The sequence below is a fragment of the Tranquillimonas rosea genome (genome assembly GCF_900111315.1).
Classification (GTDB): domain Bacteria; phylum Pseudomonadota; class Alphaproteobacteria; order Rhodobacterales; family Rhodobacteraceae; genus Tranquillimonas; species Tranquillimonas rosea.
The window spans coordinates 208,120-233,484 of the sequence record NZ_FOGU01000004.1 but is presented as its reverse complement, the minus strand read 5'-3'; the positions used below and the strand labels follow the sequence as shown (position 1 = coordinate 233,484).

The 25,365-nt window shown below is 68.7% G+C and carries 27 protein-coding genes; 14 read left to right on the top strand and 13 right to left on the bottom strand.

Annotated elements, in window-relative coordinates:
• The first annotated feature begins 50 nt into the window (after window positions 1-50).
• The 4 genes from BMZ25_RS08385 to BMZ25_RS08370 all read left to right on the top strand — a co-directional run bounded on the left by BMZ25_RS08385 (window position 51) and on the right by BMZ25_RS08370 (window position 6,428).
• Window positions 51-3,335, top strand: coding sequence for a YhdP family protein (locus BMZ25_RS08385; RefSeq protein WP_143071505.1), 3,285 nt, complete (start codon window positions 51-53; stop codon window positions 3,333-3,335).
• 8 nt (window positions 3,336-3,343) lie between these two features.
• Window positions 3,344-4,384: a tRNA preQ1(34) S-adenosylmethionine ribosyltransferase-isomerase QueA gene (gene queA, locus BMZ25_RS08380; protein WP_092691859.1), complete on the top strand. Its 1,041-nt coding sequence runs from the start codon at window positions 3,344-3,346 to the stop codon at window positions 4,382-4,384.
• Window positions 4,385-4,465: 81 nt separating this feature from the next.
• Window positions 4,466-5,770 (top strand): MFS transporter, encoded by a 1,305-nt coding sequence (locus BMZ25_RS08375; RefSeq protein WP_092691855.1) that lies wholly within the window; start codon window positions 4,466-4,468, stop codon window positions 5,768-5,770.
• A 67-nt stretch (window positions 5,771-5,837) separates the two neighbouring features.
• Window positions 5,838-6,428 carry a DUF924 family protein gene (locus BMZ25_RS08370; RefSeq protein ID WP_092691852.1) on the top strand — a complete coding sequence of 197 codons (591 nt, stop codon included), beginning with the start codon at window positions 5,838-5,840 and terminating at the stop codon, window positions 6,426-6,428.
• On the opposite strand, the gene BMZ25_RS08365 is transcribed toward BMZ25_RS08370, so the two are convergent.
• Both BMZ25_RS08365 and BMZ25_RS08360 read right to left on the bottom strand, forming a co-directional pair.
• Entirely contained in the window at window positions 6,425-6,796 is a 372-nt protein-coding gene (locus BMZ25_RS08365; protein ID WP_235859823.1) for a hypothetical protein, read from the bottom strand. The two genes, BMZ25_RS08370 and BMZ25_RS08365, sit on opposite strands and share 4 nt — an antisense overlap.
• Before the next feature lie 74 nt (window positions 6,797-6,870).
• Window positions 6,871-7,233, bottom strand: coding sequence for a DUF6152 family protein (locus BMZ25_RS08360; RefSeq protein WP_235859822.1), 363 nt, complete (start codon window positions 7,231-7,233; stop codon window positions 6,871-6,873).
• 132 nt (window positions 7,234-7,365) lie between these two features.
• On the opposite strand from BMZ25_RS08360, the gene BMZ25_RS08355 reads away from it, so the two are divergent.
• Window positions 7,366-8,535: an MFS transporter gene (locus tag BMZ25_RS08355; protein WP_092691843.1), complete on the top strand. Its 1,170-nt coding sequence runs from the start codon at window positions 7,366-7,368 to the stop codon at window positions 8,533-8,535.
• 108 nt (window positions 8,536-8,643) lie between these two features.
• Complete coding sequence (uvrA, locus tag BMZ25_RS08350) at window positions 8,644-11,508, top strand: excinuclease ABC subunit UvrA (RefSeq protein ID WP_092691837.1); 2,865 nt, start codon at window positions 8,644-8,646, stop codon at window positions 11,506-11,508.
• Between the two features lie 18 nt (window positions 11,509-11,526).
• On the opposite strand, the gene BMZ25_RS08345 is transcribed toward uvrA, so the two are convergent.
• The 3 genes from BMZ25_RS08345 to xth all read right to left on the bottom strand — a co-directional run bounded on the left by BMZ25_RS08345 (window position 11,527) and on the right by xth (window position 13,123).
• Complete coding sequence (locus BMZ25_RS08345; RefSeq protein ID WP_092691834.1) at window positions 11,527-11,877, bottom strand: hypothetical protein; 351 nt, start codon at window positions 11,875-11,877, stop codon at window positions 11,527-11,529.
• A 94-nt stretch (window positions 11,878-11,971) separates the two neighbouring features.
• Complete coding sequence (locus BMZ25_RS08340; RefSeq protein WP_092691830.1) at window positions 11,972-12,304, bottom strand: hypothetical protein; 333 nt, start codon at window positions 12,302-12,304, stop codon at window positions 11,972-11,974.
• Window positions 12,305-12,343: 39 nt separating this feature from the next.
• Complete coding sequence (gene xth, locus BMZ25_RS08335; protein ID WP_092691828.1) at window positions 12,344-13,123, bottom strand: exodeoxyribonuclease III; 780 nt, start codon at window positions 13,121-13,123, stop codon at window positions 12,344-12,346.
• A 106-nt stretch (window positions 13,124-13,229) separates the two neighbouring features.
• On the opposite strand from xth, the gene BMZ25_RS08330 reads away from it, so the two are divergent.
• Window positions 13,230-13,496 carry a hypothetical protein gene (locus tag BMZ25_RS08330; protein ID WP_092691823.1) on the top strand — a complete coding sequence of 89 codons (267 nt, stop codon included), beginning with the start codon at window positions 13,230-13,232 and terminating at the stop codon, window positions 13,494-13,496.
• Between the two features lie 3 nt (window positions 13,497-13,499).
• Here BMZ25_RS08330 and BMZ25_RS08325 read toward each other — a convergent pair whose 3' ends face one another.
• From BMZ25_RS08325 to BMZ25_RS08305, 5 genes are all read right to left on the bottom strand, one after another.
• Window positions 13,500-13,688, bottom strand: a complete 189-nt coding sequence (locus tag BMZ25_RS08325) for a hypothetical protein (protein WP_092691820.1) — start codon at window positions 13,686-13,688, stop codon at window positions 13,500-13,502.
• Window positions 13,689-13,882: 194 nt separating this feature from the next.
• Window positions 13,883-14,209 carry a HesB/IscA family protein gene (locus BMZ25_RS08320; protein WP_092691815.1) on the bottom strand — a complete coding sequence of 109 codons (327 nt, stop codon included), beginning with the start codon at window positions 14,207-14,209 and terminating at the stop codon, window positions 13,883-13,885.
• Window positions 14,210-14,280: 71 nt separating this feature from the next.
• Complete coding sequence (locus tag BMZ25_RS08315) at window positions 14,281-14,898, bottom strand: hypothetical protein (RefSeq protein ID WP_092691810.1); 618 nt, start codon at window positions 14,896-14,898, stop codon at window positions 14,281-14,283.
• Window positions 14,895-15,365, bottom strand: a complete 471-nt coding sequence (locus BMZ25_RS08310) for a hypothetical protein (RefSeq protein WP_092691805.1) — start codon at window positions 15,363-15,365, stop codon at window positions 14,895-14,897. The genes BMZ25_RS08315 and BMZ25_RS08310 overlap by 4 nt, the downstream gene beginning before the upstream one ends.
• Window positions 15,362-15,739: a hypothetical protein gene (locus tag BMZ25_RS08305; protein WP_092691802.1), complete on the bottom strand. Its 378-nt coding sequence runs from the start codon at window positions 15,737-15,739 to the stop codon at window positions 15,362-15,364. The genes BMZ25_RS08310 and BMZ25_RS08305 overlap by 4 nt, the downstream gene beginning before the upstream one ends.
• Window positions 15,740-15,924: 185 nt before the next feature.
• Between BMZ25_RS08305 and BMZ25_RS08300 the strand changes: the two genes are divergently transcribed.
• Window positions 15,925-17,097, top strand: coding sequence for a deoxyguanosinetriphosphate triphosphohydrolase (locus tag BMZ25_RS08300; RefSeq protein WP_092691796.1), 1,173 nt, complete (start codon window positions 15,925-15,927; stop codon window positions 17,095-17,097).
• A 3-nt stretch (window positions 17,098-17,100) separates the two neighbouring features.
• Here BMZ25_RS08300 and BMZ25_RS08295 read toward each other — a convergent pair whose 3' ends face one another.
• The 3 genes from BMZ25_RS08295 to purB form a co-directional block, all read right to left on the bottom strand.
• Entirely contained in the window at window positions 17,101-18,159 is a 1,059-nt protein-coding gene (locus tag BMZ25_RS08295; protein ID WP_092691791.1) for a flagellar motor switch protein FliG, read from the bottom strand.
• Window positions 18,160-18,253: 94 nt separating this feature from the next.
• Window positions 18,254-18,415: a chitin-binding domain-containing protein gene (locus tag BMZ25_RS20435; RefSeq protein ID WP_143071504.1), complete on the bottom strand. Its 162-nt coding sequence runs from the start codon at window positions 18,413-18,415 to the stop codon at window positions 18,254-18,256.
• Between the two features lie 93 nt (window positions 18,416-18,508).
• Window positions 18,509-19,816, bottom strand: coding sequence for an adenylosuccinate lyase (gene purB / locus BMZ25_RS08290; RefSeq protein WP_092691788.1), 1,308 nt, complete (start codon window positions 19,814-19,816; stop codon window positions 18,509-18,511).
• Between the two features lie 147 nt (window positions 19,817-19,963).
• Here purB and BMZ25_RS08285 point away from each other — a divergent pair, with 147 nt between their 5' ends.
• The 6 genes from BMZ25_RS08285 to BMZ25_RS08260 all read left to right on the top strand — a co-directional run bounded on the left by BMZ25_RS08285 (window position 19,964) and on the right by BMZ25_RS08260 (window position 25,345).
• Window positions 19,964-20,299, top strand: a complete 336-nt coding sequence (locus BMZ25_RS08285; RefSeq protein ID WP_092691785.1) for a hypothetical protein — start codon at window positions 19,964-19,966, stop codon at window positions 20,297-20,299.
• Window positions 20,296-20,724 (top strand): DUF6314 family protein, encoded by a 429-nt coding sequence (locus BMZ25_RS08280; protein WP_092691781.1) that lies wholly within the window; start codon window positions 20,296-20,298, stop codon window positions 20,722-20,724. The genes BMZ25_RS08285 and BMZ25_RS08280 overlap by 4 nt, the downstream gene beginning before the upstream one ends.
• A 49-nt stretch (window positions 20,725-20,773) precedes the next feature.
• The gene (gene argS / locus BMZ25_RS08275; RefSeq protein WP_092691776.1) at window positions 20,774-22,498 is read left to right on the top strand and encodes an arginine--tRNA ligase; all 1,725 of its coding nucleotides are present in this window, start codon (window positions 20,774-20,776) and stop codon (window positions 22,496-22,498) included.
• Between the two features lie 103 nt (window positions 22,499-22,601).
• Window positions 22,602-23,555, top strand: a complete 954-nt coding sequence (locus tag BMZ25_RS08270; RefSeq protein WP_092691773.1) for an SPOR domain-containing protein — start codon at window positions 22,602-22,604, stop codon at window positions 23,553-23,555.
• Between the two features lie 4 nt (window positions 23,556-23,559).
• Window positions 23,560-24,564 carry a glycoside hydrolase family 3 N-terminal domain-containing protein gene (locus BMZ25_RS08265; RefSeq protein ID WP_235859821.1) on the top strand — a complete coding sequence of 335 codons (1,005 nt, stop codon included), beginning with the start codon at window positions 23,560-23,562 and terminating at the stop codon, window positions 24,562-24,564.
• Window positions 24,557-25,345, top strand: coding sequence for a segregation and condensation protein A (locus BMZ25_RS08260; protein WP_092691767.1), 789 nt, complete (start codon window positions 24,557-24,559; stop codon window positions 25,343-25,345). The genes BMZ25_RS08265 and BMZ25_RS08260 overlap by 8 nt, the downstream gene beginning before the upstream one ends.
• Window positions 25,346-25,365 lie beyond the last annotated feature (20 nt).

The window sequence follows — 25,365 nt, the reverse complement described above, 5'->3', positions numbered from 1 at the left end:
TCGCGGAGAAGTAGGTTGCGCGACAGCCGCCGGCCAGAGATCCGTTCAGAATGACAGCGCCCGACAAGCCGAAAAGACGACGCCGCCGTGCCGCGCTGCGTGCCCTCGTGCGCCTGACGGTGGTGCTGGTGGTCGTCGTGCTGCTGATCGGCGTAGCGGCTCTGGCGGTGACGGACCGCCGCCTGCCGCTGCCCGACTGGGTCGTGGCGCGGATCGAGACGCGCATCAACGACCGCCTGCCCCGGACCGAGATCGACATCGGCGGCATCGACTTCGCCATCCCGCGCGACCGTCGCCCCGGCGTGCGGCTGCGCGACGTGACGGTGCGCGACGGCGGCGGGGCGCCGATCGCCGTGCTCGACCGGATGGGCGCTGTGATGGATCCCGGCGCCCTGCTGCGGGGCGAGCTCGCGCCGCGCCGGCTGCGGCTGGCCGGGGCGGTGGTGACGCTGCGGCGCGACCAGAACGGCGGGCTGATGCTGACGCTCGGTGGCGGCGGGGTGGAGTTCGCCGGCCTGTCGGGCCTGCTCGGCGGGCTCGAGCGCACGGTCGCCCGGCCGCCCTTGGACCGGCTCGAAACGGTGCAGGTCGACGATCTGACCGTGGCGCTCGAGGACGCGCGGTCGGGGCGGGTCTGGCAGGTCTCGGGCGGCACGATGCGGCTGGAGCAGGACGAGGCTGCCATCGAGGCCACCGTCGCGGCCGAGATCTTCAACGGCAGCGACCAGATGGCGCAGGCGCAGATCTCGATGCGGTCGGTCAAGGCCGACGGCCGCGCCAGCCTGAACGTGCGCCTCGAAGGCGCGCCGGCCGAGGACATCGCCCTGCAAACGCCCGCGCTGTCGTTCCTGCGGGTTCTAGACGCGCCGATCTCGGGCGCGCTGCGGGGCACACTCGACGAAAGCGGCGCCCCGCAGAGCCTTGCCGGTACGCTCGAGATCGGCAGCGGTCAGGTTCAGCCGAACGACCGCACCGATCCGTTGCTGTTCGAGAGCGGCCGCGTCTATTTCGAGTTCGACCCCGCCCGCGACCGGTTCGACATCAGCGAACTGCGCGCGGTGACGGACTCTGCCCGCGTCGCGGCCTCGGGGCACGCCTATCTGCGGGACAAGGGGCCCGGCGGCTGGCCACGGGCGCTGGTTTCGCAGATCTCGCTCTCCGAGCTGCACCTGGAGCAGCCGGGCGTCTTTGCCCGACCGCTCGACTTCACCGGTGGGACGATCGACGCGCGGCTGCGGCTCGATCCGATGCGGCTGGATGTCGGGCAGGCGGTACTGGAGGCGCCGTACGGCCTGGTCCGCGCGACCGGCCGGGCCGAAGCGCAGCCCGACGGCTGGAACCTGGCCACCGATGTTTCGGCCCCGCGCCTGTCCCTCGACCGGGCGCTGTCGCTCTGGCCGCAGCCGCTGGCGCCGGGCACCCGCGGCTGGCTGGACGAGAACGTCACGGCCGGGGAACTGACGGACCTCAACCTCGCACTGCGGCTGGCACCGGACCAGCGGCCCCGCGTGGGGGCCAGCTTCGGATTCACCGACACCGACCTGCGGGTGCTGGAGGAGCTGCCGCCCGTGACCGGCGCGGCGGGCTTCGCGAGCCTCGTGGACGATCGCTTCGCGCTCGACGTCGAAGCCGGCACGATGACCGCCGACATGGGCGGCGAGCTGGAACTGGGCGGATCGTCCTTCGTCGTGGCCGACACCCGCCCCAAGCCGTCGCGCGCCGCGGTCGAGGTGCAGGCCGAGGGCGCGGTGACGGCGGTGCTGTCGCTGTTGACCCGGCCGCCGGTCAACCTGTTCGCGGATGGTGCGCGCAGCCCCGACCTGGCCGAGGGCCGGGCGGACCTGACGGCACGGCTGGGCGTGAACCTGGGGCCGCGCGGCACCCCGCGTGACCTCACCTATGACGCCACCGGCCAGCTGACCGGGCTGCGCTCCGACGACCTGCTGCCCGGCCGCACCCTGACGGCGGACCGCCTGAACGTCACGCTGTCGCAGGAGGCGGTGACGATCGCCGGCGATGCCGAGCTTGACGGCGTGCCCGCCACCGCCCGCTGGCAGCAGGGGCTGACGCCAGAGACGCGCGGCGGCAGCACGGTTAAGGGGCAGGTGGCGCTGAGCCAGCAGACGCTGGACGCCTTCGGCATCGGCCTGCCGCCTGGCACCGTGTCCGGCCGGGGCAATGGCAGCTTCACCGTGACGCTGGCAGAGGACACGGCGCCACGGATGACGCTGACCTCGGACCTCGCCGGTCTGGGCCTGTCGGTCCCGGCTCTGAACTGGTCGCTGCCGCAAGGGGGGACCGGAACGCTTGACCTCGCCGCCCGGCTCGGCGCCTCGCCCGAGGTCGAGCGCCTGTCGCTCGACGCGCCGGGGCTGGAGGCACAGGGCAGCATCACGCTGGACGGCGGACAGCTGGACGCGGCACGCTTTTCGCAGGTGGCAGTCGGTGGCTGGTTCAACGCCCCGGTCACTCTGTCCGGGCGCGGCGCGGGACGCCCGCCGGCAATCGCGGTGAACGGCGGCACGCTGGACATGCGGCAGGCCGGATTTGGCGGCGGGGGTGGCGGTTCGGGCGGCGGTCAAGGCAGCGCCCGCGGGCCCATAGACATCGCGCTGGACCGGCTGGTGCTGACGGAGGGTATCGCGCTGACGCAGGTGCAGGGCCGGCTGGATGCCGGCCGGGCGGTGGCCGGACAGCTGACCGGGCGGGTCAACGGTGGCCCGCCGCTGAGCGTCGACCTGTCGGGCGGGGCGAACGGCGTGTCGTTGCGGCTGCGCGCCGACGATGCCGGCGCGGTGATCAGCGCCGCGGGGTTTCTCGAACAGGGGCGCGAGGGGCAGATGGAGGTCGTGCTGAACCCGACCGGCGCGCCGGGCACCTACGAGGGCAGCGCGCGCATCACCGATACGCGGATCGTCGGCGCCCCCACGCTGGCCGAGCTGCTGGGCGCGATCAGCGTGGTCGGGCTGGTCGAGCAGATGCAGGGGCAGGGGCTGGTGTTCGAGGACGTGCAGGCGCGCTTCCGGCTGTCGCCCGGACAGATCGTGCTCTATTCCTCCAGCGCGGTGGGCGCGTCGCTCGGGCTGTCGCTGGACGGCACGTTCGATCTTGCCAATCGGCGGATGGACATGCAGGGGGTTGTCTCGCCCATCTACCTGCTGAACCAGATCGGCTCGATCTTCACGCGGCGGGGCGAAGGGCTCTTCGGGTTCAATTTCCGTCTGACCGGTCCGGTCAGCGGGCCGCGGGTTCAGGTGAACCCGCTGTCGATCCTGACACCCGGGATGTTCCGGGAGATCTTCCGCCGCGCCCCGCCCGAGGCGCCGGCCAACTGAGGGGACCGATGCGTCTCAGCGACTTCGATTTCGACCTGCCGGACGACCTGATCGCCACCCGTCCCGCGCGGCCGCGCACCTCGGCGCGGCTGCTGGTGGCCGAGGGCGACGGCATCACCGACTCGCGCGTGAGCGCGCTGGATCAGTGGCTGCGGCCGGGCGACCGGCTGGTGCTGAACGACACCAAGGTGATCCCGGCCCGCCTGTCCGGCCAGCGCCACCGTGGCGAGAGCGCGGCGCGGATCGAGTCGACGCTGCTGGAACCGCGGGCCGACGGCACCTGGCGCGCGCTGCTGAAGCCCTTGAAGAAGGTGCGCGACGGCGAAGAGATCGTCTTTTCCCCCGACCTGTCGGCACGGGTCGAGGGCCGCGACGATGGCGCGGCTGTGCTGTCGTTCAACCTGCGGGGGCAAGATTTCGACGCGGCGCTCGACGCCGCCGGCCAGATGCCGTTGCCGCCCTACATCGCGGCCCGCCGGGCTGCCGACGAGTCCGACCGCGAGGATTACCAGACGGTCTGGGCCCGCCACGCGGGCGCGGTCGCGGCGCCGACCGCATCGCTGCATTTCGACGACTCGCTTCTGTCCACGCTGCGCGAGCGCGGCGTCACATTCTCGTACGTGACGCTACATGTCGGCGCGGGGACGTTCCTGCCGGTCAAGGCCGACGACATCTCCGAGCATCGGATGCATGCGGAATGGGGCGAGATCACGCAGTCCACCGCCGACGAGATTTCCGCAACCCGTGCCGCCGGCGGCCGTGTCATCCCCGTGGGCACCACGGCCCTGCGCCTGATCGAGACGGCCGCCCGAGAAGGGGCGATCCGCGCCTGGCAGGGCGAGACCGACATCTTCATCACGCCGGGCTTCCGCTTCCAGGTGACGGAGGGGCTGATGACCAACTTTCACCTGCCGCGCTCGACCCTGCTGATGCTCGTCTCGGCGCTGATGGGGCCCGAGCGGATCCGCCGGATCTACGAGCACGCCGTAACCGAGCGTTATCGTTTCTTCTCTTACGGTGACGCCTCGATTCTGCTACCGCACCGCTAGTCGGAACTGCGGCGGTTTGCCGCGACCGACTGGGCGTTCGCCCCCGGTTTTTTGGTGCGGTCCGGATGGACCGGAGGAACGATGTTTAAGGTGCTGGCCGGCGCTTGGGCGCTGCTATTGGGTATCGGTCTGCTGATGGTCGGCAACGGCCTTCAGGGAACGCTTCTCGGTGTCCGCGGCGATATCGAGGGGTTCGCGACCTGGGAAATGTCGGTCGTCATGTCGGCCTACTTCGTCGGGTTCCTCGGGGGCTCGCGCCTGGCGCCCGAGATGATCCGGCGTGTCGGGCACGTGCGGGTCTTTGCCGCGCTCGGCTCGTTCATCTCGGCCATCCTCATCCTCTTTCCCGTCATCACCGAGGCTTGGGCCTGGACCCTTCTGCGCGTCGTGATCGGATTCTGCTTCTCGGGCGTCTACGTCACGGCGGAATCCTGGCTCAACAACGCTTCGACGAACGAGACGCGCGGGCAGGCGTTGTCGCTCTACATGATCGTACAGATGGCGGGGATCGTGTCGGCGCAGGGGATCCTGGTGCTGGGCGACCCGTCGGGTTTCGTGCTCTTCATCGTGCCCTCGGTGCTGGTGTCCATCTCGTTCCTCCCGATCCTGTTGTCGATCGTGCCGACGCCCTCGTTCGAGACGACCAAGCCGATGAGCCTGGGGCAGCTCTATCGCTCGTCGCCCCTCGGCATGCTGGGGATGCTGTTGATGGGCGGCGTGAACTCGGCGCAGTTCGGCATGGCCGCGGTCTATGGCACGGAGGCTGGGCTGCAGGTGGCCGAGATCTCGCTGTTCGTCTCGTCGATCTTCGTCGGCGGGCTGGCGCTGCAATACCCGATCGGCTGGTTCTCCGACCGGATGGACCGCCGCGTGCTGATCGCCATCGTCGCGCTGCTGGGCACCTGCGGCGCCGGGGTCGGGGCGCTTGGCGGCGGGTCGCTTCCGACGCTGCTGGCGGCCGGCGTGCTGGTGGGCGGCATGGCGAACCCGCTCTACGCGCTGCTGATCGCCTATACCAACGACTATCTCTCGCCCGAGGATATGCCCGCCGCGTCGGGCGGGCTGGTCTTTGCCAACGGTCTGGGCGCAATCGCGGGCCCGCTGATCATGGGCTACCTGATGGGGCTGGTCGGTCCCGTCGGGTTCTGGCTGTTCGTCGCCACGCTGATGTTCGGCGTCTCGGCCTATGCCGTGTTCCGCATGACGCGCCGTCCCGCCCCCGCCGCTGACGCGACGATGGAATATCTCGGCGTGCTGCCCACAAGCTCTCCGGTGGCCGTCACCGCCGCCCAGGAATGGGCCGTCGAACAGACCGAGGAGGAGGCCGCGACGGGCCGCGATTCATCGGCAACAATGCGCGGCGGGGACGCGTCCGAGGCACTGTGAGCCTTGTTTGCCGCGCGGTTCTTTGCAACGCTGAAGCAGCGGGGGAGAACCAGGGAGGCTCGGATCAATGACTGATGCCGACGACATATTGCGGTTCTGGCTCGACGAGGTCGGGCCCAAGGGCTGGTACAAGGGCGAAGAACTGGACACGCCGGTGCGGGACCGGTTCGAGGGCGCCTGGAAGAAGGCGACCGAGGGGGCATTCTCCCTCTGGCTGACCTATCCCAGTGGCACACTTGCATATATCATCCTGACCGATCAGTTCCCGCGCAACATGTTCCGGGGCACGGCGAAGGCGTTCTCGACGGACCGCATCGCGCTCGCGGCGGCGAAGATGGCGATCTCCAAGGGCTGGGACAAGAAGATCGACGAACCGGCGCGGCAGTTCTTCTATCTTCCGCTGATGCACTCGGAAAACCTGTGCGACCAGGACCGCTGCGTGCGGCTGATGCTGACGCGGATGCCCGAAACCGGGGCCGAGAACCTGCTGCACGCCAAGGCTCACCGGGAAGTGATCCGCCGCTTCGGCCGCTTCCCGTTCCGCAACGAAGCGCTGTCGCGGCCCGGCCGGCCCGGTGAAGCGTCGTTCCTCGACGAAGGCGGCTATGGCGCGACGGTCCGGGCGCTCAGGGCTGATCATCCGGCCCCGGCGGCCTAGCTGTAGGCGATCAGCCGGCCGCAGATCAGCGCGGCCGGCCACAAGGCGAGCGACAGGAGCGCGACCATCCGCCGGCGTGCCATCGGCAGGCGGGCGAGACCGGGATGCAGCGCCGCGTTCAGGACGGCCACCGCGATCAGCACGATCTTGATCCGGAAGAAGGTGTTGTCGACGTAATCGGTCGCCTGCGTCGCGAACAGCAGCGCCCCGCACGTCGCCGCCAGCACGAACCCGCTCGCCGCGACCGGCCGCAAGAGCCGCACCGTCGCCACCGGGTCCGGGTGTCCGTGGCGGCGCAGGCAGCGCAGGTCCATCGGAACAACCGCCCCGATCAGCAGCGCGAGACCGAAGATGTGCCCGGCATTCACCAGCGGATAGACCCACCGCGACGCCTTGAGGAACTCGGCTGTCGCGGTCGCCTCCAGCGCGGCGGCGAGCCCGGTCAGAGCCGCTCCGGGTAGAGCGCGTAGGTCTCGCCGTCGATCACGATGGCCTCGGCCTTCATCAGCCGCTCGTCCGGATTGCCGGACCGTTCGCCCAGTAGCGTCAACTCGGCGCCCGGCGCCAGCATTTCGTCGTTCAGTCCGGCGCGCTCGTTGCGCCACGGCTGACCGACCTCGGCGGTCCACGTCTCGCCGTCGGCGTCGATGCTGAGCACGCCATGGGGATTGCCCAGGTCCGCGGCGGTGACCACGCCGGTCAGCTCGAACTGGCCGCCATCGGTCCAGCGCCATCCGTGATGCGCCGTGGCGGGCAGGGCGGTCAGCGTTGCAACCGCGGTGGCAAGAAGGGTGCGTCGGGTCATGGACATCGGTTGGCTCCCGTCTGGTCTGCTTTCAACCTAAAGGCCACCGCCCGGGCGATGCAGTGACAATCCCGTGTTTGGCAGAGAGCTGCGCAGCTTGCACCGGCCCGAGGCAGGGCCTATGGGCAGCGCATGGTTCATTCCGCGCCCGCCGCAGACGCGGCCCCGAGCCGCGTGTCCGCCTGGGTGCGAATCCTCGGGCTGTTCGTGATCGGCCTGTTCGCCGCGGCGCAGTTCGCGAAGATCTCGGTCGCGCTGCCGCAGCTCGATGCGCTGTATCCCGACGCGAGCGGGCGCATGGCCTATGCCGTGGCCGCGAACGGCGTGGCGGGGATCGTGCTGGGTGTCCTCGGCGGGGCGCTGGTCGCCAGCGTGGGCGCGCGGCGGGTGCTGTGCCTTGCTCTGGTAGGCGCAGGGGCACTGTCGCTGGCCGAGGCGCTGGTGCCGTCCTTTGCCGTGTTCATGGTGCTGCGGCTGCTCGAAGGGGTCACCCATCTGCTGATCGTCGTGGCGGCGCCGACGCTGATGGCGGCCAGCGCCCCCCCGCGCATCCGCCCCGTCGCGATGGGGCTTTGGGGCACGTTCATGGGAGTCGGCTTTGCCGTCACGGCGCTTGTCGGCGTGCCGGTGCTGGAGGCGGGCGGCGTGCCGGTGTTCTTCGTCGCTCACGGGCTGGGCATGCTGGCGCTGGCCGCTGTCGTGGCGCCGCTGATGCCGTCGCTGCCCCGGGGCGGGCGGATGCCCGGCCTGACGGCGGCGCACCGGGCCACCTACGGACGGCTGCCGCGGATCACGCCGGCGTTGGGGTTCCTGTGGTACACGCTGAACTTCGTCGCGCTGGTGACCTTCCTTCCGCCGCTGCTGGGGCCCGGCGCGGCGGTGATACTGCCGCTGGTGGCACTGATCGGCACCTTCGGGGCCGGCGAGCTGTCGCGCCGGATCGCGCCGCTGACGGTGGGCCGGGCTGGCTTTGCCCTGACGGCGCTGCTGATGCCCGCGATCTGGCTGGTGCCCGAGACCGCGCAGCTGCCGGTGGCGGCGGCGGCCTTCGTCACGATGGGTCTGATCCCCGGCGCGACCTTCGCCGCCGTGCCCGCGCTGAACCCCGAGCCGGCCGATCAGGCCGGGGCGAACGGCGCGATCGCGCAGCTGGGCAATGTCGGCTCGACCATCGGGACGCCGCTGTTCTCGGTGGCGCTCATCGCCGGTCCGATGGGCCTGTCGCTGGTCAGCGCGCTGCTTTGCGTCGCCGGGATTTTCGTCTGGTCGCTGCTATCGCGGAAAGTTGCGGCTATTTCGTAAAGAACTGGTAAATGTTCTCTCATTGTTCCAAAAGGGCGATTGCGGATTTGCGGTGTCGCCTTATGTGCCGCCTGTTGGCCGTCCGGCCCATCTGAGACGAGGTCTGCCATGCCCGAGCTGAAGAAGATCGAAGTGCGCGGCGCGCGCGAACACAACCTCAAGAGCATCGACGTGGACATTCCCCGCGACGAGCTGGTTGTGATCACCGGGCTTTCGGGCTCGGGCAAGTCGTCGCTCGCCTTCGACACGATCTACGCCGAGGGCCAGCGCCGCTATGTCGAAAGCCTGTCGGCCTATGCCCGACAGTTCCTCGACATGATGGAAAAGCCCGACGTCGATCACATCTCGGGCCTCAGCCCGGCGATCTCGATCGAGCAGAAGACGACGTCGAAGAACCCGCGCTCGACCGTCGGCACGGTGACCGAGATCTACGACTATCTCCGCCTGCTCTTCGCGCGGGCGGGGACGCCCTACAGCCCCGCCACCGGCCTGCCGATCGAGGCGCAGCAGGTGCAGGACATGGTCGACCGGGTGATGGGCTATGAAGAGGGCACGCGCGGCTACCTGCTGGCCCCGATGATCCGCGACCGGAAGGGCGAGTATCGCAAGGAATTCCTAGAGCTGCGCAAGCAGGGCTTCCAGCGCGTGAAGGTCGACGGCGAATTCTACGAGTTGGACGAGCCGCCGGTGCTGGACAAGAAGTACCGCCACGACATCGACGTGGTGGTCGACCGGATCGTCGTACGCGAGGGGGTTGAGACGCGCCTCGCCGACAGCTTCCGCACCGCGCTGGACCTCGCCGACGGGATCGCCGTGCTCGAGACCGCGCCGCGCGACGGCGAGGGCGAGCCCGAGCGGATCACCTTTTCCGAGAACTTCGCCTGTCCCGTCAGCGGCTTCACCATTCCCGAGATCGAACCGCGGCTGTTCTCGTTCAACGCGCCCTTCGGGGCCTGCCCGGTCTGCGACGGCCTGGGGGTCGAGCTGTTCTTCGACCATCGGCTCGTCGTGCCCGACGCGAACCTCAAGATCACCGACGGCGCCATCGCGCCGTGGCGCAAGGGGAAGTCGCCCTATTTCACCCAGACGATCGAGGCGATCGCCAAGCATTACGACGTCGACATGAACGCCCGCTGGACGGATCTGCCCGAGCATGTGCGCCAGGTCTTTCTCTACGGCACCGGCGACGAGGAAATCGCCTTCCGCTATGACGAGGGCGGTCGCGTCTACAACGTGACCCGTCCGTTCGAGGGCGTGATCCCGAACATGGAGCGGCGGTATCGCGAAACGGATTCGGCCTGGATCCGTGAAGAGTTCGAGCGCTATCAGAACAACCGTCCCTGCGGCGCCTGCGGCGGTCACCGCCTGCGGCCCGAGGCGCTGGCGGTTAAGATCGGCGGTCTGCATATCGGCGAAGTCGTCGAGCAGGCGATCAAGGAGGCCTACAAGTGGACGCTGGGCGTCCCCGACCAGTTGTCCGAGCAGAAGAACGAGATCGCCCGCGCCATCCTGAAGGAGATCCGCGAGCGGCTGGGCTTCCTGAACAACGTCGGCCTGGAATACCTCACGATGAGCCGCAACGCCGGCACCCTGTCGGGCGGTGAGTCCCAGCGTATCCGCCTGGCCAGCCAGATCGGCAGCGGGCTGACCGGGGTGCTGTATGTCCTCGACGAGCCGTCCATCGGGCTGCACCAGCGCGACAACGACCGGTTGCTGACCACGCTGAAGAACCTTCGCGACCAGGGCAACACGGTGATCGTAGTCGAGCATGACGAAGAGGCCATACGCGAGGCGGATTACGTCTTCGACATAGGTCCCGGTGCGGGCGTGCATGGCGGGCACGTGGTCGCCCACGGAACGCCCGAGGAGATCACCCAGAACCCCGACAGCGTCACCGGCGACTACCTTGCCGGCCGGCGCGAGATCGCGGTCCCGACAGAGCGCCGCAAGGGGAACAAGAAGGCCGTCCGGGTCGTCGAGGCGAGCGGGAACAACCTGCACGACGTGACGGTCGATTTCCCCCTGGGCAAGTTCGTCTGCGTGACCGGCGTGTCCGGTGGCGGCAAGTCGACCCTGACGATCGAGACCCTGTTCAAGGCGGCCGCGATGCGTCTGAACGGCGCTCGGCACACACCGGCGCCGTGCAAGACGATCAAGGGGCTGGAGCACCTCGACAAGGTGATCGACATCGACCAGCGCCCCATCGGGCGCACGCCACGGTCGAACCCGGCCACCTATACCGGCGCTTTCACCCCGATCCGCGACTGGTTCGCCGGGCTGCCCGAGGCCAAGGCGCGCGGCTACAAGCCGGGGCGCTTCTCGTTCAACGTCAAGGGTGGCCGGTGCGAGGCGTGCCAGGGCGATGGCGTCATCAAGATCGAGATGCACTTCCTGCCCGATGTCTACGTCACCTGCGAGACGTGCAAGGGCGCGCGCTATAACCGGGAAACTCTGGAAATAACATGGCGTGGCAAGAGCATAGCGGACGTTCTTGATATGACGGTCGAAGACGCGCAGGAGTTCTTTCAGGCGGTGCCGTCGATCCGCGAGAAGATGGATGCGCTGATGCGCGTCGGGCTTGGCTATATCAAGGTCGGCCAGCAGGCGACCACCCTCTCGGGCGGCGAGGCGCAGCGCGTGAAGCTGTCCAAGGAGCTGGCGAAACGGTCGACGGGCCGGACGCTCTACATCCTCGACGAGCCCACGACCGGTCTGCATTTCGAGGACGTGAAGAAGCTGCTCGAAGTGCTGCACGAGCTGGTGGAAGCCGGGAACACCGTCGTCGTGATCGAGCACAACCTCGATGTCATCAAGACCGCCGACTGGCTGGTGGATATCGGCCCCGAAGGCGGGGACGGCGGCGGCGAAGTGGTCGCGACCGGCACACCCGAGCAGGTGGCGGAAGAGGCGCGCAGTCACACCGGGCGGTACCTCAAGCCGATGCTCGAGGCGCGGAAGGTGGCGGCGGAGTGACCGCCGCCACGGCGCGGCCTAGTTGAACACGGCGTTGGCCAGCCGGATGATGTCGATGATCTTCTGCGTGTCGGGATCGACGCGGTAGATACGGTCGCCGGATCCCCAATAGGCATAGCGGTCGCCGGGCCGGTTCAGGCCGTAGCGGTCGTAATCGCGGATCACGACGTAATCGCCGCGAAACACGTCGCCGGCGCGGTACCGGTCGCGGCGGTCGTCGTCGCGGTACATCTTCTTGGCCTGACCCGGCGGCACGCAGGAGGGCGACTTCTTGGCGAGACCGGGCGGGCAGCCCTGCGGCTGCGCAAGGGCGGCTGTCGGCGCGGTCAGTATTGCCGCGGCTGTCAGGACGGCGGTGATGGCTTTCATGGCGGTCTCTCCGTGGTGATCACTTTGGGTGATAACGCATATACGTGCCGCCGGCTCCGATCCGTCGCCGGGGCAGCGTTGTCCCGCCGATCCGCTAGAAGGCTCGGTTCGCCTCGTCGGTCGCCTGTTCCAGCACCTCGAGCGTGTCCCGGTCGACGCGGTAGATCTCGTTTTCGATCTCGTAATAGACCCAGCCGTCGCGGACCGGTGGGAGGCCATAATAGCGCGTGTTGAACACCATCGGATATTGGCCCGGCTCGAGCTTATGCCCGACCTCGACCGGGGGCGAAGAGACGGGCGCCGTCACCCACTTGCCCGCGCTGCCACGGTTCAGCCCGCCGTCGCCAGGCGTGATGCACTTGGCCCCGTCGGGACAGGCGAGGGCGCTGGCGGGCAGAAGAAGGGTCAGGAGGGCGGTGCGGAACATCTGATCAAACGCGATGAACGCAACAGGGGTTCCCTTGGGTCAGGCGTCCAGTTCGATCCAGACGGGCACGTGGTCCGACGGTTTCTCACGGCCGCGCAGCTCGGCCTCGATCCAGCAGTCCTGCATCAGGTCAGCGGCCTGCGGCGTCAGCAGCATGTGGTCGATGCGGATGCCGTCGTTCTTGTTCCAGGCTCCGGCCTGGTAGTCCCAGAACGAATAATGCCCCGGTCCCAGCCGCCGTGCGCGGAACGCCTCGGTATAGCCGAGGTTCAGCACCCGCCGGAACGCCGCGCGGCTTTCGGGCAGGGCCAGGGCGTCCTTGCGCCATGACTCGGGGGTGGCCGCGTCCTCGTCCTGGGGGATCACGTTGTAGTCGCCCGCAAGGATCGCCGGCTCTTCCAGCGTGAGGATCTCCTTGGCGCGGGTGCGCAGCCGCTCCATCCAGGCCAGCTTGTAGTCGTATTTCGGGCCGGGTGCGGGGTTGCCGTTCGGCAGGTAGAGCCCGCAGACGCGGACCGCGCGGTCGCCCATCACCGTCGCCTCGATCCAGCGCGCCTGTTCGTCGCTCTCGTCGCCGGACAGGCCGTGGCTCACGTCCTCGAGCGGCAGCTTCGACAGAACCGCCACGCCGTTGAAGCCTTTCTGGCCGTGCGTTTCGACGATGTATCCCTTGTCCTCGAAATGCTCGCGGGGAAAGTTCTCGTCGACCGATTTGATCTCTTGCAGCAGGACGACATCGGGCTGCGCCGTGTCGAGCCAGTCCGACAGCGCGGAGATCCGCGCCTTGATGCCGTTGATGTTGAAGGTGGCGATCTTCATGTTCGGCTCCCGGAACTGCGGCGTGGCCCCAGATGTACAAGATCCACCGGTGAGCGAAAGCGATTGTCGCCTCGACCGGCCGGCGCGTTGGCCTAGCTGGAGGGGCATGACCGAAGATACGCGCTCGCGCTTTTCCGTCGCGCACACGCATTTGTTTCCGGGCGCTGCGCTGCGTCGGCTCGAAGGCCGGGGCGAGGGGCCCTGCACCCTGTCCCTGTCCGACGGTGTCGAGCCGACGGCCACGCTCGAGGGGCATGTGCTGCGGGTCGCAGGTTACACCACCGCGGCGGGCACCCGGATCGGCGAACAGGCCTGGGCGCTCGACGACGAGGCGGACGGGTTCCGCGTGACCGGCCGGCTCGACCCGGCCTGAGCGTCAGTGATCGCGCGGCCGCGGCGGGGCGGGGATCACGTCCATCGCGGCGTCGATGCGCAGACCGGCCGTGTCGCGCGGCGGGCGCTCGACCTCGGATGTCCAGTCGATGTGATCGGTGTCCGGAGGTTCCGGCGGGGTCGGGGCGATGTCACCGCGGCGCCGCGCGGAATCTGGGCGAAAATATGCCATTTTATGTCTCCGTAATGCAAAAGCTCTTGATAAATCGGACGACACTTCGATCGCCCGACTCAGAGTATGACACGGAAGACAAGAATCACCGAGGCAGGATGTCCTGACCCCGGCGCGGCGGAAGATCGAAAAGTTGGTATATGTCCTGAGAGTTACACTGCGTTTCTGGATGGGAAACGCAGTGTCGTGCAGTCTTACATCGCGAAGGACGTGCCGCAGCCGCAGGATGAGCTGGCGTTCGGGTTCTCGATCACGAAGCGTGCGCCGATCAGTTCCTCGGTGAAATCGATCGTCGCATCCGCCAGGAAGGGGAGCGAGATCTCGTCGATCAGCACCTTCTGGCCGTCCTTTTCAAGGACGATGTCGTCATCCGCCGGTTCGTCCAGCCGGATGTCGTATTGAAAGCCTGAACATCCGCCGCCTTCGACGGCCACGCGCAGCGCCTTGGGCGGCTGGGCCTCGGCGTTGATCTCGGCCAGTCGGGCATAGGCGCGGTCGGTTACTCTCGGCGGGACGTTCATGGCTACGCTCGCAATCGGGGATCGTACTCAGCCAGATTTAGGGCTCTCGGGCACCGCACGCAAGGTCGGGGCTATTCCACAAGGCCGAAGCCCCCCTCCAGCAGCGGCCCGGTGACGTCAACCGGCGCGGGGTCCGAGGCGGAAACGGGTTCCGCCTCGTCGCTCCATTCCTCGAGCCGGTAGATGTAGGCGACGTAGACGTAGAAGAACGCGAACGACACCAGCAGGATCAGCAGCCCGGTGACCGACGAACGGACGAACAGCTTGCCGTTCTCGACGGAGATCTCGGTGCTGAGCGCTTCGGGTTTCGTCGCGACGAGGCGCGACGACGTGGCGATCTGAAACCCGGCCAGCGCCACGCCGCAGAGCGTCAGCGTGACCACCATCCACAGCGTGACGGTGTCTGCGGTGTGCTGGTTCTGGAAATTGACCCGGCGCACCTGGAATTCGTTCAGTTGCCCCTGCAGGACGAGCTTGTCGTAGCAGGCCAGCACGTCCGTCCGCGCCGCGCCGGGCGAGGCCGGCATCGGGTCCAGCCGGTCCGAGAGGCAGGATTCGATGGTGAAATCCTCGTAGAGAAAGTCGAACCGGTCCTGGTTCGGCCCGATCCACAGGATCGCGCCGAGAAACCCCAGGAGAAGCCCGGCGAAAGCCGCGGCGGCCAGCCGCCACACCGGCGACAGGCTCATTGCACGGCGCCCCGTATCTCACCGCAGCGGCATCCCGTCCCGGCGGCCACGGGGCGAACGTGGAACCCACGGCAGAAGCCTTCGGGCGTCTGGCAGAGGATGCGGAACCGTGGCGGCGCCGGAACCACGACGGGTTCGGGGGCGGGCGCTTCGTCGGTGTCCGCTGCCGGTTCTTCGGTGACCGGGGAGTCCGCCGCCACCCTTTGCGGGGTCGTGACGGTCGTGATCGCGCGGGACGGCGGCGCCGGTGTGGCCCCCGTGGGCGCATTGCCCCCGTTGGAGATGTCTGGCGCGGCGGGGCTGGCGCTGCCTGTGTCGTTCGCGCTGAACGGTTCACTCACCATCCGGTCGAGTCCGCCGGCGAAGCGTCCGAACAGATCGCCGAGAGATTGCGCCGGCGCCGGGCCAGCGCCCATGACAAAGAGGATCGCGGTCGCGAGTATCGCCCGCGCACCGAGACCGGTCATCGGACAACGCCCGGCGCTTCACCGCAGCGGCAGGCCGTGCCCGCGGCGATCGGGCGGGTCGTCACGCCGCGGCAATAGCCGCTGCCCGTCTGGCACACGAGATCGTAGCGCCGTGCGCCGCGCTTGAGCGAGCCGAGCATCTGGTTCGCCCGTGGCGGCCGCGCACGGGGCGTCGGGTCGGGCGCCGGCGGGACGGAATAGGGCAGCGTCGTGGTTCCCCGGTCGGGAGAGGCGAGCGTCCGCGAGGGCGGCCCGGTCTGCGGCGCCGGCAGATCCGGCCGAAGAAGGCGCGGCATCTCGGTGACGCTCTGGGCATCGGTCACGGTCGGAAGGGCGATGGCGCAAACGGCCACCAGGGTGCGGAACGGGGTCATGATAACCCTCCGGGCTGAAATGGATCGGATGAAATACAATCATTAATTACAAGCACAACTTTATCGCGAATATCCGCTTTCCGCAATTCCGGTTATCCTCTGGTCCCGTCCGGGGCGGGTTCGCTGTTTTCCGCGGGGGTCAAGCGGGCTATAGGGCGCGCGGGACAGGACAAAGTGAGGCCGCCATGGTGCAGCCCTATGCCTCGCGTCCGGAGGAGAGCCGCGGCAGGCTTTTCCCCGAGGACGAGAGCACATTCCGCTCGTGCTTCCAGCGCGACCGCGACCGGATCATCCATGCCAGCGCATTCCGCCGGCTGAAGCACAAGACGCAGGTCTTCATCGAGCATGAAGGCGACTATTTCCGCACGCGGCTGACCCACTCGATCGAGGTGGCGCAGGTCGCGCGGACGATCGCCGGTGTGCTGGGCCTGAACATCGAACTGACCGAGGCCGTCGCGCTGGCGCACGATCTGGGCCATCCGCCCTTCGGCCATACCGGCGAGGATGCGCTGCAAGAACTGATGGCCCCCCACGGCGGGTTCGATCACAACGCGCAGGCGATCCGCATCGTCACGTCACTGGAGCGTCACTATGCCGATTTCGACGGGCTCAACCTGACTTGGGAGACGCTGGAAGGCATCGCCAAGCACAACGGTCCGGTTACGGGCGACGTGCATTACGCGCTGGCGGAATACGACGCGCGGCACGACCTGGAACTGCACACCCACGCCAGCGCCGAGGCGCAGATCGCGGCCCTCTCGGACGACATCGCCTACAATCACCACGACCTGCACGACGGTCTCAGGGCCGAGCTGTTCTCGACCGACGAATTGGCCGAACTGCCGATCCTCGACGCCTGCTTCGGCGAGGTCGATCGCACGTATCCCGATCTGAACTACTATCGCCGTCGGCACGAGGCGCTGCGGCGGTTCTTCGGCGTTCTGGTCGAGGACGTGATCGGCCAGGCGCAGTCAAGGCTCGACGCCCTCGCGCCGCAAAGCGCGTCGGACGTGCGCGAGGCGGGGCGGCCGGTGGTGCGGTTCTCGGACGGGCTCTGGGCCGACCTGCAGAAGATCCGCACCTTCCTGTTCTACCGCATGTACCGCGCGCCCTCGGTCGTCGCGATGCGGGCGGAGGTCACGAAATGCGTCCGCGAGCTGTTCCCGATGTACATGGAGCGGCCCGACCTGCTGCCGAAGCAGTGGCGCAAGGATGTCGACGCGGTCGAGGGCGAGACCGAGCTGGCGCGGATCGTGGCCGATTACATCTCGGGCATGACCGACCGGTTCGCGATACAGAGCCACGCGCGCCTTGTCCTCGGGCTCGAGCCGCAGGAGGGGCCGGCGGGGCTGCGATAGAGGTCAGGCGCCCTCGGGCTCCTGCAGCGTGATCTCTCCGGCATCGGCCATGTCGCGGATTGCGGTGACGATGGCGCGCTGCGCGTCCTCGATCTCCTTCGCGGGCTGCTCGCGCAGATCGGCGGCCTCTTCACGGATGGTCTGGGCCAGACGCTTCGACAGGTTGTCGAGCAGGAAGTCGATCACCGGCCCGCTGGTGGCATCGGCGGCGGCGACGACCTTTTTCAGCATGTCCTGGTCGACGTTGCGCAGGGCGTTCGGCACGTCGCGCATGTCGAGGCGTGCGGGAATGTCCTGGAAGGTGAAGATCGCGCGGCGCACCTCCTCGGCGAAATCCTTGTCCTCTTCGTCGAGCCCTTCGAGCACGTCCTCGCGCGTCACGCGCGGGCTGACGTTCAGGATCGCGCCCACACGCTTGACGGCGGGCGAGGGGAAGGCGCGGGGCGGTTCGGCCTGCAGCAGGGCGGCTAGCGACACGCCGATCTTGCGCACCGTGTCCGGGTCGATGTCCGATGTCAGGGACATGGCATAGGTCAGCCGCCGTGCCTGCGCGCCGGGCAGCCGTTCAAGAAGGGCGGCGGCCTTGGCGACCTTGAGCTTTGACAGGATCACCGCGCCGATTTCGGGCCCCTCGGTCTGGAGCAGAGGCAGCAGCTTCTCGACCTCCATCTCGGCGATGACCTCCCACGGGTCGTCGGCCCAGATCAGCCCGGCCTGACGGCGCAGCCGCGCGGCGATGTCGGGGCTGATGGCGCCTTCGAGCGCTTCGAGCGCGCCTTCTAGGCCGCCGGGAAACGCCATGCCGATGGAATCGAGTTCGTCCGCGAATTCCTCGATCACGGCGTGCAGGGTCGTCCGGTCGATATAGCGCATCTGGCTCATCTGCGTCGTGAGCTCGGCCTGAAGCGCGTCGGGCAGTTCGGTGAGGGGCAGCGTTATGCCATCGGCAAGCAGCAGGCGCACGACGATCGCGGCCTTCTGGCGCCGTGTGAGGGCTGGCCCGCCGCCGGGGATGCCGGGCGGCAGGGGCGCGGTTTCCATCGGTGCGAGCGCTGTCGACATGGCCCCCTCTGAGAACGGTTGCGCGTTACCGAGGGGATAGCGGGGCGGCAGTTAAGAAGACCCTTACGGCCGCTCCGCCCATGGACGCGCCGCGTCAGCTGGTGGTCTGATCCACGCAGGCGCCTTCGGAGGCGTCGTAGACCATGCCGTCGGCGCAGGTCATCGTCGCGGTGTCCTCGTGCCCGCTCCAGCAGGCCGCATAGGCCGAAAGCGGTGTCAGCGCGAGCAGCGCGGCGGCAAGGATTGTTCGCGTCATGCTATCGTCTCCCTGTTGCGTACAACCGAGAGGGTAACATGACGCAACGGAAAGTCACGCGGCGACCGACCGGGGCCGATCGCCGCAGGCGGATCAGCTCTCGCCGAAGACGCGGGTGAAGATCGTGTCGACGTGCTTGGTATGATAGCCGAGGTCGAACTTCTCCTCGATCTGGGCGGGGCTGAGCGCCGCCGTCACGTCGGGATCGCCCAGAAGCTCGGTCTTGAAGTCCTTGCCGTCCTCCCAGACCTTCATCGCGTTGCGCTGCACCAGCGCATAGGCGTCCTCGCGGCTGACGCCCGCCTGGGTCAGCGCCAGCAGGACGCGCTGCGACATCACCAGCCCGCGGAACTTGTGCATGTTGTCCAGCATGTGCTGCGGATAGACGACCAGCTTGTCGACGACCTGCGTCAGCCGCGCCAGCGCGAAGTCCAGCGTCACCGTCGCATCCGGCCCGATGTTCCGCTCGACCGACGAATGCGAGATGTCACGCTCGTGCCAGAGCGCCACGTTCTCCATCGCCGGGACGACGGCCATGCGCACCAGTCGCGCGAGGCCTGTGAGGTTCTCGCTCAGAACCGGGTTGCGCTTGTGCGGCATCGCCGACGAGCCCTTCTGCCCCTTCGAGAAGAACTCTTCGGCCTCCAGCACCTCGGTCCGCTGCATGTGGCGGATCTCGGTCGCGATGTTCTCGATCGACGAGGCGACCACGCCGAGGGCGGCGAAAAACGCGGCGTGGCGGTCGCGCGGGATCACCTGCGTGCTGATCGGCTCGGGCTTGAGGCCCAGCTTGGCGCAGACATGCTCCTCGACGCTGGGGTCGATGTTGGCGAAGGTCCCGACGGCGCCAGAGATCGCACCCGTCGCGATCTCGTCCCGCGCGGCCAGGAGGCGCTGCTTGTTGCGGTCCATCTCGGCGTAGAAGCGGGCGAAGGTCAGGCCCATCGTCGTCGGCTCGGCGTGGATGCCGTGCGACCGGCCGATGCGGACCGTCTCCTTGTGCTCGAACGCGCGCCGCCTCAGCGCCGCGAGCAGGGCGTCGACATCGGCCAGGAGGATGTCTGCGGCCCGGGTGAGCTGGATGTTGAAACAGGTGTCGAGCACGTCGGACGAGGTCATCCCCTGGTGCACGAAGCGGGCGGCGTCGCTGCCCACGATCTCGGACAGATGCGTCAGGAAGGCGATGACGTCGTGCTTGGTGACGGCCTCGATCTCGTCGATGCGCGCGACGTCGAACTCGGCGTCCTTGGCCGTCCAGACGGCGGCGGCGTTGTCCTTGGGGATGACGCCGAGCGCGGCCTGCGCGTCGCAGGCATGGGCCTCGATCTCGAACCAGATGCGGAACTTCTGCTCGGGTGACCAGATGGCGACCATGTCGGGACGGGAATAACGAGGAATCATCGGGGTCTCGGCGCCTTACCTTGGGGGAGTTGCGCCGCCTGATAGACCGGGGCGGGCGCCGTCACAAGGCGGGGGCGATGCAGGCGGCATTGTGCGGCGGCGCGGCACGCCCTATCTCTCGACTGTGTGCCGTTCAAGGAGTGTCCAGTGATCCGTTTCCTCGCCGCCGCCATGGTTTCCGCTCTGCCCGTCGCGGCAGCGGCCCAGAGCTTCACGCCGCTCGGCACCTCAGAGATCTCCAGCACGCTGAACGGCGCGACCGTGCTCTATGACAGCGCGACCCAGCGGTTCCTGAGCCAGGGCCGTCTGCTCTACAACAACGGGGGCGAGAACTGGGGCCGCTGGAAGGCCGAAGAGGGGCAGTATTGCTCGCAATGGCCGCCCGCCGACGGCTGGACCTGCTATGACGTCGAGCGCAACGGCGCGGCGATCCGGTTCACCGGACCTGACGGCCGCTCGCGAGAGGGTCGCCTGGCGGAATGAGCCCCGGCCTCGCGGATTTCGCGGGGCGCTGGCGCCTGACCCGCCGGATCGAGGACCGGGCCGCGGGCACCGTGGCCACCTTCGCCGGTCGGGCCGACTTCACGCCCGACGGCGCCGGGCTGCGCTATGACGAGTGGGGGACGCTCTCGATGCCGGGCCGGGCGCCGATGCGGGCCGAGCGGCGGTATCTCTGGCGGGCGGATCCGCAGGGGATCGCGGTGCTCTTCGCCGACGGCCGCCCGTTCCATGTCTTCGACCCGGCGGGCGCCGCCACAGCGCGGCATCCCTGCGATCCCGACATCTATGACGTCCGCTACGACTTCGCGGCATGGCCCGCGTGGCAGGCCGTCTGGCACGTCACCGGCCCGCGCAAGGACTACACCCTGACCAGCCTGTACCGCCCCGCCGAGAGCGCGGTCGATTGACCCGGCCTGCCGGGGTGATAAACCCGGCGGCGGACAAAGGAAGGCCCCGATGAACCTTTTCACCGACATCCACCGGCTCGTGATCGAGGCGCTCGATACCCTGACCGAGGACGGCGCGCTGCCCGAGGGACTGGCGTACGACAATGTCACGGTCGAGCCGCCGCGCGACCCTGCGCATGGCGACATGGCGACGAACGCCGCGATGGTGCTGGCCAAGCCGGCGGGCCGCAAGCCGCGCGACATCGCCGAGGCGCTGGCCGGGCACCTGGCCACCGACGAGCGGATCGCGCTGGCCGAGGTCGCCGGTCCGGGCTTTCTCAACCTGCGCCTGTCAGAGTCCGTCTGGCAGGGCGTGGTGCAGGAGGTGCTGGCCGAGGATGCCGGATACGGCCGGGCGGACATGGGGCAGGGCCGTCGCGTCAACGTCGAGTACGTCTCGGCCAACCCGACGGGCCCGCTGCACGTGGGCCACACGCGGGGCGCCGTGTTCGGCGACGCCCTGGCGAGCCTTCTGGACTTTGCCGGCTGGACCGTCACACGCGAGTATTACATCAACGACGGCGGCGGGCAGGTCGACGTGCTCGCCCGGTCCGTCTACCTGCGCTATCTCGAGGCGCACGGGCAGGAGGTCGCGTTCGAGGACGGGACCTATCCCGGCGACTACCTGATAGAGGTCGGCGCGCGTCTGAAGGAGCTGCACGGCGACGCCTTCGTCGGCCAGCCGGAATCCGTCTGGATGGAAGAGGTCCGCACCTTCGCCGTCGAGGCGATGATGGACCTGATCCGCACCGATCTGGCAGTGCTCGGCGTCGAGATGGACAGCTTCTTCTCGGAAAAGTCGCTGTATGGCACCGGGCGGATCGAGGCGGCGATCGAGGATCTCGATGGCAAAGGCCTGATCTATCGCGGCACGCTGGAGCCGCCCAAAGGCAAGATGCCCGAGGACTGGGAACCGCGCGAGCAGATGCTGTTCCGCTCGACCGCCCACGGCGACGACGTCGACCGCCCGATCCGCAAGTCGGACGAGAGCTGGACCTATTTCGCCCCCGACATCGCCTATCACTACGATAAGGTGAGCCGGGGCTACGACGAGCTGATCGACGTCTTCGGCGCCGACCACGGCGGCTACGTCAAGCGGATGAAGGCGGCCGTCGCGGCGCTGTCCGAGGGTGCCGTGCCGCTCGACGTCAAGCTGTGCCAGCTGGTCAAGCTCTACAAGGACGGCGAGCCGTTCAAGATGTCCAAACGGGCGGGCACCTTCATCACCCTGCGCGACGTGGTCGACGAGGTCGGGCCCGACGTGACCCGCTTCGTCATGCTGACACGGAAGAACGACGCGCCGCTGGACTTCGATTTCGACAAGGTGCTGGAGCAGTCGCGCGACAACCCGGTCTTCTACGTCCAGTACGCCCACGCGCGGATCCGCTCGGTGATGCGCAAGGCCGAGGCCGCCGGCATCGCCCTGGACGAGCCGCCCCGCCTCGAGGACGACGCCGAGCTGGCGGTGGCCAAGAAGCTGGCCGAATGGCCGCGCCTCGTCGAGATCGCGGCCCGTAGCCACGAGCCGCACAGGATCGCATTCTACCTCTACGAGCTGGCCGGCGATTTCCACGCGCTCTGGAACAAGGGCAACGAGTCGCCGCATCTGCGTTTTCATCGGGACGATGCGCCCGAGGCCTCCGCCGGCAAAATCGCTCTGGCCCGTGCCGTCGCGATTGTCATTTCCGCCGGTCTTGGTATCCTCGGCGTGACCCCGGTCGAGGAAATGCGCTGATCCAAACTGGCGTCCGCCGGGGTCCGTGGCGAAGGCAGGACAATTCCGGCACGCATGCCCCGGGGCAGGGGCAAGGCCGGACACGGGCAGCGAGGCAGTAGCAATGACCGACTATTCGATGGATCCACCCGGTCCCGAGGGGCACGAGGCCGGCTTCGGCGTCGGCCGCGCGGTGCAGTGGGTCGGCGGCTTGGCGTCGATCGCGCTGATCGCCGGTCTGGGCGTCTGGGGATACAAGCTGATCCTGCGGGACGTCTCGGGGGTGCCGGTCGTGCGCGCGCTGGAAGGGCCCGCGCGGGTCGCGCCGGACGATCCCGGCGGCGAACGTGCCGACCACCAGGGGCTGGCCGTCAACGCCGTCGCGGCCGAGGGCAATTCCGAGCGTCTCGCGGACCGGCTGACGCTGGCCCCCGATCCGATGAACCTCGACGAAGAGGATCGCCCGGTGGCCGAGCTTGCGGACGACACCGAACCCGCGGCCGAGCCCGCCGCCGACACCCCGGCAGAGACCCGGCCCGACACCGTGATGGCCGAAGCCGAGCCGGTCGAGGACAAGAAGCCGGAAACCCCCGAAGAGGTCGCGCTGGCGATCGCCAAGAAGTTGTCGCAGGGCGCCAAGCCCCTGGATCCGCCCGAAGAAAGCACCCGCCAGCTTGCCGAGATGGATTCCGAGGGCGTGCGCATCTCGCCCCGTCCCAGCCCGCGCCCGGCGGTGGCCGTGTCGCGCGACGTGCAGGACGTGACCCAGGTCGCCGCGCGTCCCGCAGCACCGGTCGCCAACGAGGTCGCCGTCTCCGAGATCGCGCCGGGCACCCGCCTGGTGCAGCTCGGCGCGTTCGAGAGCGCCGAGGTCGCGCGCGAGCAGTGGCAGGTCATCGGCGGCCGGTTCGAAGAGTTCTTCGACGACAAGAAGCGCGTCGTCCAGAAGGCCGAGTCCGGCGGGCAGACCTTCTATCGCCTGCGCGCCACCGGCTTTGCCGACCTCGCCGATGCCCGCCGCTTCTGCGCCGCGCTGGTGGCCGAACGGGCCGACTGCATCCCCGTCGTGGCGCGCTGATCCCTTGGGCCAGGGCGCCTATATCCTCGGCTGCGCGGGCCCGCGGCTGGAGCGTGACGAGGCCGCGTTCTTTGCCGAGGCGGCGCCGTGGGGCTTTATCCTGTTCGCGCGCAACATCGAAACGCCCGATCAGGTGCGGGGGCTCTGCGCCGATCTCCGCGACACCGTGGGCCGCGACGCGCCCATCCTGATCGACCAGGAGGGCGGCCGCGTGCAACGCCTCAGGCCGCCGCACTGGCGCCAGTGGCTTGCGCCGCGCGACCATGTCGACGCCGCCGGCGACGCGGCGGAACGGGCGATGTGGCTGCGGGGCCGGCTGATCGCCGACGAGCTGCGCGGGGTCGGGGTCGACGTGAACTGCGCCCCCTGCGCCGACGTGGCGCGGGCCATCACCCATCCTTTTCTTGCCGACCGTTGCTATGGTGACACGCCCGAGACGGTCGCCACGCTGGCCCGCGCCATCGCCGAGGGGCAGGCTGCCGGTGGCGTCCAGTCGGTGCTCAAGCACATCCCCGGCCACGGCCGCGGTGAGGTCGACAGCCACCTGGGCCTGCCGGTCGTCTCGGCCGACCGCACGGACCTGGACGCCGATTTCGCGCCGTTTCGCGAGCTGGCCGACCTGCCCATGGCAATGACCGCGCATATCGTCTTCTCGGCCATCGACCCCGACCGCCCGGTGACCCAATCGCCCGAAGGCATCTCCGCGATCCGCGAGACGATCGGTTTCGCCGGTCTGCTGATGACCGACGACGTCTCGATGCAGGCGCTCGGCGGCTCGATTGCCGACCGCGCCGGGTCGAGCCTGAAGGCTGGCTGCGACGTGGTCCTGCATTGCAACGGCGACCGGGCCGAGATGGAGGACGTCGTCACCGCCTCGGGCGCCATGGGCCCCGCTGCGCAGGAGCGGGCGGATGCAGTGATCGCGGCACGGCCCAACCCGCAGGACGCCGACACCGCCGCGCTGGCGGACGAGCTGGCGGGTCTCCTCCGGAGCCGCACGGATGCCTGAGGACGCCGTTCACCTCGACGAGATCGCCGCGCGGCGGGCCGCCGAGGCGCTGATCGTCGATGTCGACGGCTACGAGGGGCCGCTGGACGTGCTGCTGCAGCTGAGCCGCACCCAGAAGGTCGACCTGCGCCAGATCTCGGTGCTGCAACTGGCCGAGCAGTACCTGCAATTCGTGGACGAGGCCAAGGCGCTGCGGATCGAGCTGGCAGCGGATTACCTTGTCATGGCGGCGTGGCTGGCCTTCCTGAAATCGCGCCTGCTGTTGCCGCCGGACCCGCAGGACGAGGGGCCCTCGGGCGAGGACCTTGCCGCGCATCTGGCCTTCCAGCTCGAGCGGCTTCAGGCCATGCGGGACGTGGCGGCGCGGCTCATGGCGCGGGACCAGAAGGGCCGCGACTTCTTTCCCCGTGGCCAGACCCAGATGGTCGAGCGGGTGCGTCGTGTGCGCTATACCGCGACGCTTCTGGACCTGACCCAGGCCTATGCCCGCATCCGCACGCGGGACGAATTCCGCCCCTATGTCATGGACCGCGACAAGGTGATGACGATGGAAGAGGCGCTGGACCGGTTGCGCCCCCTGGTCGGATTCGCCGGAGAGTGGACCGACCTGTCGAGCTACATGCCCGACGGCTGGGACGACGACCCGGTCAAGCGCCGCTCGGCCACCGCGTCGCATTTCGCCGCGACGCTGGAACTCGTGAAGGCCGGTCATATCGAACTGCGCCAGGGCGAGACCTTCGCGCCGATCGAGCTGCGGGCGCGCGAGGCCGTCGGTGACTGACAACGACCAGGGCGACGACG